We start from the raw sequence: 12,462 nt of genomic DNA on the forward strand, positions 1-12,462 counted from the left end.
GGATGATGAATACTCGGTCTTCTCGACATCCGGATGGCCACGGGTTGGAGGGGTCGGTCCGTTGAACAGCATCCCGGCGCCGAACGCGCCGAGCAGTGGCAGCCATGCTGCCGTGCCCGGGCAGCTCGGTGTCCCGACCGACCGGGGTAGGGACCGCGGTGCGCCCGGCAGCTGGGGTCACGCCCAGCCGGGCTCCATCTACGACTTCGTCCGGGTCGCCACCTTCGCGATCGGCCCGGACGGGCGGATCAGCCAGTGGAGCGGCCGGGCCGCGGAGTTCTTCGGCGTCCCCGCAGCCGACGCGGTCGGCGCCGACCCGATCAGCACCTTCGTCCCCCGCGAGCTCTGGCAGCGCGGCCGCGCCCGGCTGGAGCGCATCCTGGGCGGCGAGGAGTGGGTCGGCACCGCGCCCTACCGCAACGCCGACGGCAGCGAGGGCCTCGCCGAGCTGTACGCGATGCCCGACGCGGTGCCCGACGCGGCGCCCGGCACCGGCACACCCGGCGCCACCTGCCTCGCCGTCGACCTCGGACGGCTGCGCCGGATCGAGACCGACCTGGCCGCCTCCGAAGCCGTCTTCGGGCAGACCCCCACCGGCTTCTTCCTGTTCGGCAACGACCTGCGCCTCCAGCGGGTCAACGACGCCTTCGCCGCGGGTGTCGGCCTCTCGCCCGCCGAGCTCCAGGGCCTCACCCCGTACGACCTCTTCCTGCCCGGCGAGGCCGAGCGGCTGCTGGTCGCGCTGCGCAAGGTGCTCGACGGCGGCGGGCCCATCGTCGACCTGCGCTTCACCGGGGCCGTCCCGCGCACCGCCAGCGTCCCCGCCCCCGGCGGCCGACGCGACGGCGGGCGCCGCTGGGCCATCTCGCTCTACCGGCTCACCGGCGCGGCCGGGCACCCGATGGGCGTGGCCGGACAGGTCATGGACGTCACCAGCCGCCACGTCGCCGAACGCGAGGCCGCCGGAGTCCGCCGCAGCCTCGCCCTGCTGAACGAGGCCAGCAGCCACATCGGCTCCACCCTCGACCTGGAGACCACCGCCAAGGAACTGCTGGACGTGATCGTCCCGCAGTTCTGCGACCTGGCCACCGTCGACCTCTACACCGCGCTGCTCACCGGCGACTCGGGCCCGATCTCCGGCCAGTCCGGGCTCTCGGACGGCTGCGGCGAACTGCGCCGGGTCGCGGTCTCCAGCGTGGTCGGCGGCGCCTCCAGCGTGCTCGGCGCCGAGGGGTCGGTGCCGGTCGCCGAGGCCGGGGGGACCCTCTGTTACCCCCGCCGCTCCCCGCACGCCCGCGCACTGCGCACCGGCCGCAGCGTCGTCCCCCAGCCGGGCCCCGACCCGCTGCTGCGCTCCACCCTGGTGGTCCCGCTGGTCGCCCGCGACCAGGTGCTCGGCCTGGTCCAGCTCTCCCGCGCGATCGGCAGCGAACCCTTCGACGCCCGCGACGTCGCCATCGCCGAGGAACTCGTCGCCCGCGCCGCCGTCTGCGTCGACAACGCCCGGCTCTACCGCCGCGAGCACGAACGCGCCCTGCTGCTCCAGCGCAGCCTGCTGCCCCCCGGCAACCCGGCCGCCACCGGCCTGGAGATCGCCCGCCGCTACCTGCCCAGCAACAACAACACCGAGGTCGGCGGCGACTGGTTCGACGTCATCCCGCTGCCCGGCAGCCGTACGGCCCTCGTGATCGGCGACGTGATGGGCCGCGGCCTGCGCGCGGCCGTCGCGATGGGCCAGCTCCGGACGGCCGTGCGCACCCTCGCCATGCTCGACCTCGACCCCGCGGAGGTGCTCGGCGCGCTGGACGAGATCGCCCGCGGCCTCGGCGGCGACAGCGACCGCCCCGGCGAGGAGTCCACCGAGCTCTACCTCGCCACCTGCGTGTACGCCGTGTACGACGCGGTCAAGCAGCGCTGCACCTTCGCCAACGCCGGACACCTGCCGCCCGTCCTGCTCAGCCCGGGGGAGCCCGCCAGGATGCTGGACGTGCCGCCCGGACTGCCGCTCGGCGTCGGCGGCGAGCCCTTCGAGGAGGTCTGGGTCGACCTGCCGGACGACGCGATCCTCGGCCTCTACACCGACGGCCTGGTGGAGTCCCGCAAGCACCAGCTGGACGAGGGCCTGCGCGCCTTCCGCACCGCCCTGACGAACGGCTCCAAGGAGCTGGAGAAGCTCTGCGACCAGGTCCTGGACGAGCTGATCCCGCACCACGGCGAGGACGACATCGCCCTGCTGATGGCCAAGGTGCAGAGCCTGCCCGAGGACGCCGTCGGCGACTGGCGGCTGCCCGCCGAGCTGACCTCCGTCGGCAAGGCCCGGGACCTCGCCTGCGGCTGGCTGCTCACCCGGGGCCTCGACGAGCTGGTCGACACCACCGAGCTGCTGGTCAGCGAGTTGGTCACGAACGCGCTGCGGCACGGACGCGGCGAGATCCGGCTGCGCCTGCTGAAGGACCGTACGGTGGTCTGCGAGGTCTGGGACGACGGCTACGCCCAGCCCAGGCAGCGCCGGGCCCAGGAGACCGACGAGGGCGGCCGCGGCCTCCAGCTGGTCAGTCTGCTGGCCGAGCGCTGGGGGAGCCGCCGGACGCCCAACGGCAAGATCGTCTGGTTCGAGCTGTCCCTGTAGACACGGCCGGGGCACGGGCGGCCGACCGGTCGTCGAACGGTAGGCCGGGAGGGTGCTTCCCGGGGGGAGGCCGCCGTGTCGTGCCCCGTGCTGCGCCCGGTTGTCCTTCAGTGGTGGTCCGCCCTGATCATCGGATCAACTGACCATCCGCCGGAGAAGTGCATGCGCGTCCCCCAGGCCACTGCCGTCGCCCTCGCCCTGATGATGAGCACCGCGCTGGCCGGCTGCTCCGAGGACGACGCCCCGCCGCCGTCCGCCGCCGACCTCGCCCGCGTCGACCGGTCCGACCTCCGCGAGGGCGGCACCCTGCGCTGGGCCGTGGACTCCGTACCGGCCACCCTCAACGTCTTCCAGCCCGAGGCGACCGCCGACTCGGAACTGCTCGCCCATGCCCTGCTGCCCAGCCTGTTCCGGTTGGACGAGCACGCCCACGCCACCGCCGACCCCGACTACCTGGCCGCCGCGGAGTCCACCAAGGCGGGGAAGAACCCCCAGGTCGTCACCTACCGGCTCAACCCCAAGGCGGTCTGGAGCGACGGCACCCCGATCTCGGCCGCCGACTTCACCGCCCAGTGGCACGCCCTCTCCGGCGCCGACCCGGCCTTCCACAGCGATCGGCCGGGCGGGTACGCCGCGATCGCCTCGGTCGAACAGGGCGCGGACGCCCACGAGGTGAAGGTCACCTTCAAACAGCCGTACGGCGCCTGGCGCGCCCTGTTCAGCCCGCTCTACCCGGCCGCGGCGACCGGCTCCGCGGCTGCCTTCAACCAGCCGCTCACCGACACCCTGCGGGTCTCGGCGGGCCCGTTCACGGTCCGCTCGTACGACCGTGCGGCCGGAAAGGCGGCGCTGGTCCGCAACCCCGGCTGGTGGGGGGAGCCCGCGAAGGCCGAGGAGATCGACTTCCTGGCCACGCCGGCCGCCGCCCGGCTGGACGCCCTCGACCAGGACAGGCTGGACGTCGCCCCGCTGACCTCCACCATCGACTACGCCCTGGCGGACCGGGCCGTCACCGGGGGAGCGGCCTCGGCGCAACCGTCCGCCTCGGACGCCTCCGGTGCCGCCTCGACCTCGCCCTCCGCCTCCGCCTCCGGTGCTTCCGCCTCGCCTTCCACCTCCACCTCCGCCTCCGCTTCCGGAGCCTCCGCCTCGGCCTCCGGCGCTTCCGCCTCCGCTTCCGGTGGCTCCGCGTCTGCGGCTTCCGCCGGCCCGGTGAAGCCGAGCCCGGCCGCGCCGCCGGCCGCCGCGGCGCTGGTCGACGCCTCCGACCAGGCACTGCGGCGGGCCGAGTCGCTGCCCGGGCTGAGCCTGCACCGGGCCGCCTCGCCCGCCTTCACCCAGCTCACCCTGAACGCCGCCAGGGCCCCGCTCGCCGACACCGCCGTCCGCCGCGCAGTCGCCCGGGCCGTGGACCGGGAGCGGATCGCCAAGGCAGCCCTCGGCCCGCTGGGCCTGCCCGCCACCCCGCTCGGCAACCACCTGCTGATGGCCGACCAGGAGGGCTACCGGGACAACAGCGCCGCCGCCGACGGCGACGAGACGGTGGCCAAGCAGTTGGACGACGCGGGCTGGAAGCAGGGCGACGGGGGCCGGGCCAAGGACGGCAAGCAGCTCGCCCTCACCCTGTTGATCCCGGACGGCTCCGCCACCGCCCGGCGCACCGCCGACGCCCTCACCGCCAACCTGGCGGAGGTCGGGATCGCCCTGCACACCTCACCGGTCCCCGCGGACGGCTTCGTCAAGGACCACCTGGCCACCGGCGACTACGACCTGGCGCTCTTCTCCTGGCCCGTCACCGGCTTCCCCGGCGCCGAGGAGCACGCGCTCTACGCCAAGCCCCAGCCGGGCCCCGACGGCATCCCGGTGGTCGGCCGCAACTACGCCAGGGTCGGCACCGAGGAGATCGACCGGCTCTTCGACCGGGCCGCCGCCGAACTCGACCCCACCGCGCAGCGCAGGCTGCTCCAGCAGGCCGACGGCCGGATCTGGCAGCTCGCCCACTCGGTCCCGCTCTACCAGCGTCCCGACCTGGTCGCGGTGCGCAAGACCGTCGCCAACGCCGGTGCGTACGGCTTCGTCACCCCGCGCTTCCAGGACCTGGGTTTCCGCACCGGGAGCTGAGCCGAGCCGGCCGTCCACAACCGGTTCCGACCGCCTTCGGACGCCCGTTTCGGATTCGTTGGGTGGTTCCACGTACCATAGGAGGAAGCCGTGGCATGTCATCGTGCCCGGCGGGTGGACCGGTAGTAGCAGGCGGAACGGGCGGCGGCGATCAACAGGGATCGCAAGTCGGCGTCACGCAGCCGGGCGCCGCAACCCACGATTCCGGGAGAATCAGCTAGGCATGCCCACGCGCAACGACATCCGTAACGTCGCCATCGTCGCCCACGTCGACCACGGCAAGACCACCCTGGTCGACGCCATGCTGAAGCAGGCCGGCGCCTTCGCCGCCCACCAGCAGCTCGACGACCGAATGATGGACTCGAATGACCTGGAGCGCGAGAAGGGCATCACCATTCTCGCGAAGAACACCGCGGTCAAGTACCACCCCAAGGACGGTGGCGCGCCGATCACCATCAACATCATCGACACCCCGGGCCACGCCGACTTCGGTGGCGAGGTCGAGCGCGGTCTGTCGATGGTGGACGCGGTCGTGCTCCTCGTCGACGCCTCCGAGGGTCCGCTGCCGCAGACCCGCTTCGTGCTCCGCAAGGCGCTGACCGCCAAGCTGCCGGTCATCCTCTGCATCAACAAGACCGACCGTCCGGACTCGCGGATCGACGAGGTCATCAACGAGACCTACGACCTGTTCCTCGACCTGGACGCGGACGAGGACCAGATCGAGTTCCCGATCGTCTACGCCTGCGCCCGTGACGGCGTCGCCTCGCTGACCAAGCCGGAGGACGGCACCGTCCCCGCCGACAGCGAGAACCTGGAGCCGTTCTTCTCCACCCTGCTGGAGCACGTTCCGGCCCCGACCTTCGACGAGGAGGCCCCGCTCCAGGCCCACGTCACCAACCTGGACGCCGACAACTTCCTCGGCCGCATCGCGCTGCTCCGCGTCGAGCAGGGCTACCTGAGGAAGGGTCAGACCGTCGCCTGGATCAAGCGTGACGGCTCGATCCAGAACGTCCGCATCACCGAGCTGATGATGACCGAGGCGCTCACCCGCAAGCCGGCCGAGCAGGCCGGTCCGGGCGACATCTGCGCCGTCGCCGGCATCCCGGACATCATGATCGGCGAGACCCTGGCCGACACCGAGAACCCGATCGCGCTGCCGCTGATCACGGTGGACGAGCCGGCCATCTCGATGACCATCGGCACCAACACCTCGCCGCTGGTCGGCCGTGGTGGCAGCGGCAAGGGCGCGGACGCCAAGGCCGCGGTCAAGGACCGCAAGGTCACCGCCCGCCAGGTGAAGGACCGCCTGGACCGCGAGCTGATCGGTAACGTCTCGCTGCGCGTCCTGGACACCGACCGTCCGGACGCCTGGGAGGTGCAGGGCCGTGGTGAGCTGGCCCTGGCGATCCTGATCGAGACCATGCGCCGCGAAGGCTTCGAGCTGACCGTCGGCAAGCCGCAGGTGGTCACCAAGGACGTCAACGGCAAGGTCCACGAGCCGGTCGAGCGCCTGACCGTCGACGTGCCCGAGGAGCACATGGGTGCGGTCACGCAGCTCATGGGCATCCGCAAGGGCCGCATGGACAACATGTCCAACCACGGCTCCGGCTGGGTGCGCATGGAGTTCGTCGTTCCGTCCCGTGGCCTCATCGGCTTCCGTACGGAGTTCCTGACCAGCACCCGCGGCACCGGTATCGCGCACTCGATCCACGAGGGCCACGAGCCGTGGTTCGGCACGCTGACGACCCGCAACAACGGTTCGCTGGTCGCCGACCGGGCCGGTGTGGTCACCGCTTTCGCGATGACCAACCTGCAGGAGCGCGGCGTGCTCTTCTGCGACCCGGGCACCGAGGTGTACGAGGGCATGATCGTCGGCGAGAACTCGCGTTCCGACGACATGGACGTCAACATCACCAAGGAGAAGAAGCTCACCAACATGCGTTCCTCGAACGCTGATGTTGCCGAGTCGATCGTCCCGCCGCGCAAGCTCTCGCTGGAGCAGTCGCTGGAGTTCTGCCGCGAGGACGAGTGCATCGAGGTGACTCCGGAGACCGTCCGCATTCGCAAGGTGGTCCTGGACCAGAAGGACCGCGGGCGCACCGCGTCGCGGGCCAAGAAGGGCTGACGCTCTTTCGGTAGTACCCGAAGGGCCGGTTGCTGCCCCCCTCTCGCAGGGGGCGGTGACCGGCCCTTTTCTTACTCTCCGCGACTGACACACGCAGTTAGATGATCTTCTAAGTGTCCGTTAATCGTGCGTAACCGACCGTCATTCAAGGCAACTGTCCGTTTCGTTCCTGTCTGAGTATGTCTCTTATGTCCGATTTTTAAAATCAATCCAACTTTCATGTGACCAAATTGAAATGCGTAATGGTCATCTAAGTATCCGAGCGTGACCGATAGTGGGTTCAGTCGAGCTCGGGTCAAGGGTTACGCGCAGGGGTGCGCGCCGAAACCTCGGGCGAGGAAGCATCGCTGGGGCGCAGACCTCTGGTCGGTCGACTCCTGCGGTGCTCTCCACGTTTGGATCACGGATACAGGAGGCATATCCATGCGCGGTGCCAGCCAGGCCAAGTGGGTCGTCGCGGCTGTCGCGGTCGCCCTCGCCGCTACCGCCTGCAGCAGCGGCGGGTCGTCTGACAGCAGCGGTGCGGCCGACGCCAAGGGTTCGTTCAGCTACCAGAGCACCGAGCCGCAGCACCCGCTCCAGCCGGCGAACGCCATGGAGGTCGGCGGCGGTCGCATCGTCAAGAACCTGTTCCGTGGGCTGGTCGACTACGACCCCACCAACGGCAAGCTGCGCAACCAGGTTGCGGACAAGATCGAGACCACCGACTCCCAGCACTACACGGTGACGCTGAAGTCCGGTTGGACCTTCCACGACGGCACTCCGGTGACCGCCCAGTCCTTCGTGGACTCCTGGAACTGGTCGGCCAACACCAAGAACAACCAGGTCAACAGCAACTGGTTCGCCGACATCGCCGGTTACGCGGACGTCCACCCGGAGAAGGACAAGGGCGCCCCGACCTCGGACAAGATGTCCGGCCTGAAGGTCGTGGACGACACCCACTTCACCATCGACCTGACCGCCCCGGTCTCGTACTTCGAGTACAAGCTCGGTTACACGGCCTTCTCGCCGCTGCCGAAGGTCTTCTACACCGACCCGGCCAAGTACGGCGAGTCCCCGATCGGCAACGGCCCCTACAAGTTCGTCTCGTGGGAGCACAACAAGGCCGTCACCCTCGCCGCCTACGACAAGTACGCGGGCGTGGACAAGCCGAAGAACGGCGGCATCGTCTTCAAGAACTACACCCAGGCCGAGGCCGCCTACAAGGACCTGGTCTCCGACAACCTGGACGTGCTGGACCAGGTCGACCCGAGCGACCTGGCCTCGTACAAGAACGACCTGGGCGACCGCGCGGTCGACCAGCCGCAGGGTGGCATCACCTCCATCGCCTTCGCGATGTACCAGGACGACTGGAAGGGTGCCGACAAGGCGAAGGTCCGCCAGGGCCTGTCCATGGCGATCGACCGGGACACCATCACCAAGACCGTCCTGCAGGGTTCGCGCATGCCGGCCGACAGCTGGGTCGCGCCGGGCGTCGCCGGTTACAAGAAGGGCGCCTGCGGTGAGGCGTGCACCTTCAACCCGGCCAAGGCCAAGGAGCTGATCGCGGCCGGCGGCGGTGTCCCGAACAACAAGGTGACGATCCTCTACAACGCCGACGGCGGCCACAAGGACTGGGTCGACGCGGTCTGCAACTCGATCCGCCAGAACACCGGTGTGGAGTGCGTCGGCGACCCCAAGCCGGACTTCAAGACCGCCCGTGACCTGATCGACGGTCACAAGGTCGACAGCATGATGCGCTCGGCCTGGCAGCAGGACTACCCGCTGAACGCCAACTTCCTGCGCGACATCTACGGCACCGGCGCCTCCGCCAACGACTCGCTGTACTCCAGCCCGGAGTTCGACCAGCTGTCGAAGCAGGCCGACGCGGCCGCCTCGATCGACAAGACCACCGAGCTGTACAGCCAGGCCGAGGCCGTGCTGGCCAAGGACATGCCGGCCATCCCGCTGTGGTTCTACAAGACCAACTCCGGCTACTCGAACAAGGTTCAGAACGTCAAGTTCGACTCCTTCGGCGACCCGGTGTTCACCGAGGTCGAGATCAAGAAGTAAGCAGGCCGGTACCACCAGGCCCGCCAGGGCTGCCCTCAGCGCAGCCCGGGACCAGAAGCAGGCGTAACGGGCCGGTGCCGACCCCTCCCCCAAGAAGGGCGGGTGTCGGCATCGGCCGCTTCCGCGCCGACCACGCAATGGAGGCATGATGGGGCGCTTTGTCGCGAGGCGACTGCTCCAGATGATCCCGGTGTTCATAGGTACGACCGCACTGATCTTCTTCATGGTGCATGTCCTACCGGGTGACCAGGTCCGGGCGATGTGGGGAGACAAGCAGCCGGATCCGGCTCAGCTCGCCTCACTCAAGCACAAGTTCCACTTGGACCTGCCGCTCTGGCAGCAGTACGTGGAGTACATGAAGGGCCTCTTCACCGGGGACTTCGGCGAGACCCTGGCGGGCCGCAAGGTGTCGGACGTGATCTCCGAGGCCATGCCGGTGACCGTTCGACTGGCACTGATGGCCTTCGGCATCGAGATCGTCTTCGGTATCGCGCTCGGCCTGTTGTCGGGGCTCAAGAGCGGGAAGTTCGCGGACAAGAGCACTCTCGTCCTCACCCTGATCCTGATCTCCATCCCGGTTCCGGTGCTCGGCTTCGTCTTCCAGACGGTCTTCGGCATCAACCTGAAGTGGGTCAAGCCCACCGTCCAGGACTCCATGGACCTGCAGCAGTTGCTGCTGCCGGCCATCGTGCTGGGGTCGCTCTCGCTGGCGTACGTCGCCCGCCTGACCCGTACCTCCATCGTGGAGAACATCCGTGCCGACTACATCCGCACCGCGGTGGCCAAGGGTCTGCCGCGCCGGAAGGTGATCGGCACCCACCTGCTGCGCAACTCGATGATCCCCGTCATCACCTTCCTGGGCACCGACCTCGGTGCGCTGATGGGCGGAGCGATCGTCACCGAGGGCATCTTCAACGTCAAGGGTGTCGGGAACGCGCTCTACCACGCGATCAACCAGAAGGAAGGTGCGACGGTCACCGGGTTCGTGGTCGTCCTCGTGATCGTCTACCTCGCCGCCAGCCTGATCGTGGACCTGCTGTACGCGGTCCTGGACCCGAGGATCCGGTATGCCTGACCTGACCGACAAGAAGTCCCCCACCGAGCAGGCCGAGGGCGCCGCCGTCGCGGCGGCCGCCAAGCCGGAGAAGGCCCGCAGCCTCGGCTCGGACGCCTGGGAGGACCTGCGCCGCCGTCCGATCTTCCTCATCTCCGCGGCACTGATCCTGGTGCTGATCGTGATGAGCATCGCCCCGGGCCTGTTCACCTCGGTGGACCCGCGGGCCGGCGACCTGACGCACGACTACCTGAGGGCGCCGAACTACAGCCACTTCTTCCAGGGCGACTGGTTCGGCTACGACGTCCAGGGCCGCTCCATCTACGCCCGGGTGGTCTACGGCGCCCGCGCCTCGATCGTGGTCGGCATCTGCGTCACCGCCTCCGTGACCGTCCTCGGCGGCCTGGTCGGCATGCTGGCGGGCTACTTCGGCGGTTGGGTCGACACCCTGCTCTCCCGGCTGACCGACGTGTTCTTCGGCATCCCGCTGCTGCTCGGTTGCCTGGTCGTGCTGAACGCCTTCACCGACCGCACGGTGTGGAGCGTGGTCTTCGCCCTCGCCTCGATCGGTTGGACCCAGATGGCCCGCGTGATGCGCGGTTCGGTGATCACCGTCAAGCAGGCCGACTACGTCACCGCCGCCAAGGCGCTCGGTGCCGGTACGGGCCGGATCCTGCTCAAGCACGTCCTGCCGAACGCGATCGCGCCGGTGATCGTGGTGGCCACCATCGCACTCGGCGGCTACATCGCGACCGAGGCGACGCTGAGCTTCCTCGGCATCGGTCTCCAGGACCCGACGATCTCCTGGGGCATCGACATCGACACGGCCCAGAAGGCGATCCGGCAGGCGCCGTTCGCACTCTTCTTCCCGGCCGGCATGCTCAGCATCACCGTGCTGGCGTTCATCATGCTCGGTGACGCGGTCCGCGACGCCCTCGACCCGAAGCTGCGCTGAGAGAGGCGAAACGCACCATGACCACTGTCACTGAGAAGACCGACGGCGGGGAGCGCCTCGCCCCCGGCACCCCGTTGCTCGAAGTCCGCGACCTGCACGTGGAGTTCGTGACCCGGGACGGCATCGCCAAGGCCGTCAACGGCGTCAACTACTCCGTCTCGGCGGGCGAGACGCTGGCCGTGCTCGGTGAGTCCGGCTCCGGCAAGTCCGTCACCGCGCAGACCATCATGGGCATCCTGGACATGCCTCCGGGCCGGGTCACCTCGGGTGAGATCCTGTTCCGGGGCCAGGACATGCTCAAGATGTCCAAGGAGGAGCAGCGCAAGCTCCGCGGCCAGAAGATCGCGATGATCTTCCAGGACGCGCTCTCCGCGCTCAACCCCGTGCTGAGCGTGGGCTACCAGCTCGGCGAGATGTTCCGGGTGCACCGCGGCGCCTCCCGCAAGGAGGCCAAGGCCAAGGCCATCGAGCTGATGGAGCGCGTCCGGATCCCGGCCGCCGCCCAGCGGGTGAACGACTACCCGCACCAGTTCTCGGGCGGTATGCGTCAGCGCATCATGATCGCGATGGCGCTGGCGCTCGAACCGGATCTGATCATCGCGGACGAGCCCACCACGGCGCTGGACGTCACCGTCCAGGCGCAGGTGATGGACCTGCTGGCGGAGCTCCAGGCCGAGTACAACATGGGCCTGATCCTGATCACCCACGACCTCGGTGTGGTCGCCGACGTCGCGGACAAGATCGCGGTCATGTACGCGGGCCGGATCGTGGAGACCGCACCGGTGCACGAGCTGTACGCGAACCCCGCGCACCCGTACACCAAGGGCCTGCTCCGCTCGATCCCGCGCCTGGACCAGAAGGGCCAGGACCTCTACGCGATCAAGGGCCTGCCGCCGAACCTGCTCAAGGTCCCGACCGGCTGCGCGTTCAACCCGCGCTGCGACGTGGTTACCGACCTCTGCCGTACCGAGATCCCGGTGCTGCACCAGGTCACCGACAAGGAAGGCGCCGAGCTGGCCGGTCGCCGCAGCGCCTGCCACCTCTGGAAGGAGACCCTCCATGGCTGAGCCGATCCTGGAGGTCAGGAACCTGGTCAAGCACTACCCGCTGACCCAGGGCATCCTCTTCAAGAAGCAGGTCGGCGCGGTCAAGGCCGTCGACGGCATCTCCTTCGAACTGCACAAGGGCGAGACCCTGGGCATCGTCGGTGAGTCCGGCTGTGGCAAGTCGACGCTGGCCAAGGTGCTGATGAACCTCGAACGGGCCACCGCGGGCGAGGTGCTGTACAAGGGCGAGGACATCTCCAAGCTCTCCGGTGCCGCCCTCAAGGCGGTGCGCCGGAACATCCAGATGGTGTTCCAGGACCCGTACACGTCGTTGAACCCGCGGATGACGGTGGGTGACATCATCGGGGAGCCGTTCGAGATCCATCCGGAGGTGGCGCCGAAGGGCGATCGCCGTAAGGCGGTTCAGGATCTGCTGGACGTGGTGGGTCTCAACCCGGAGTACATCAACCGGTATCCGCA

8 protein-coding genes are annotated in these 12,462 nt (G+C 69.2%); all 8 read left to right on the forward strand.

What is annotated here, in order from left to right; translation table 11 throughout:
* Positions 1 to 61 precede the first annotated feature (61 nt).
* The gene (locus tag ACFC1R_RS14955; RefSeq protein WP_375938358.1) at positions 62 to 2,629 is read left to right on the forward strand and encodes a SpoIIE family protein phosphatase; all 2,568 of its coding nucleotides are present in this window, start codon (positions 62 to 64) and stop codon (positions 2,627 to 2,629) included.
* A gap of 162 nt (positions 2,630 to 2,791) precedes the next feature.
* Positions 2,792 to 4,750 carry an ABC transporter family substrate-binding protein gene (locus ACFC1R_RS14960; protein ID WP_375938361.1) on the forward strand — a complete coding sequence of 653 codons (1,959 nt, stop codon included), beginning with the start codon at positions 2,792 to 2,794 and terminating at the stop codon, positions 4,748 to 4,750.
* A gap of 223 nt (positions 4,751 to 4,973) precedes the next feature.
* Positions 4,974 to 6,875, forward strand: coding sequence for a translational GTPase TypA (typA, locus tag ACFC1R_RS14965; protein WP_375938364.1), 1,902 nt, complete (start codon positions 4,974 to 4,976; stop codon positions 6,873 to 6,875).
* A gap of 423 nt (positions 6,876 to 7,298) precedes the next feature.
* Complete coding sequence (locus ACFC1R_RS14970; protein ID WP_375938366.1) at positions 7,299 to 8,927, forward strand: ABC transporter substrate-binding protein; 1,629 nt, start codon at positions 7,299 to 7,301, stop codon at positions 8,925 to 8,927.
* A 148-nt stretch (positions 8,928 to 9,075) separates the two neighbouring features.
* Positions 9,076 to 10,002: an ABC transporter permease gene (locus ACFC1R_RS14975; protein ID WP_375938369.1), complete on the forward strand. Its 927-nt coding sequence runs from the start codon at positions 9,076 to 9,078 to the stop codon at positions 10,000 to 10,002.
* Complete coding sequence (locus ACFC1R_RS14980) at positions 9,995 to 10,936, forward strand: ABC transporter permease (protein WP_375938372.1); 942 nt, start codon at positions 9,995 to 9,997, stop codon at positions 10,934 to 10,936. Before ACFC1R_RS14975 ends, ACFC1R_RS14980 begins: the two co-directional genes overlap by 8 nt.
* A 17-nt stretch (positions 10,937 to 10,953) precedes the next feature.
* Entirely contained in the window at positions 10,954 to 12,003 is a 1,050-nt protein-coding gene (locus ACFC1R_RS14985; protein ID WP_375938375.1) for an ABC transporter ATP-binding protein, read from the forward strand.
* Positions 11,996 to 12,462: ATP-binding cassette domain-containing protein (locus tag ACFC1R_RS14990; RefSeq protein ID WP_375938378.1), on the forward strand; the 467-nt coding region annotated here is incomplete at its 3' end. The genes ACFC1R_RS14985 and ACFC1R_RS14990, both read left to right, overlap by 8 nt.

Origin of the sequence: Kitasatospora sp. NPDC056138 (assembly GCF_042264695.1) — a bacterium.
Taxonomy (GTDB): domain Bacteria; phylum Actinomycetota; class Actinomycetes; order Streptomycetales; family Streptomycetaceae; genus Kitasatospora.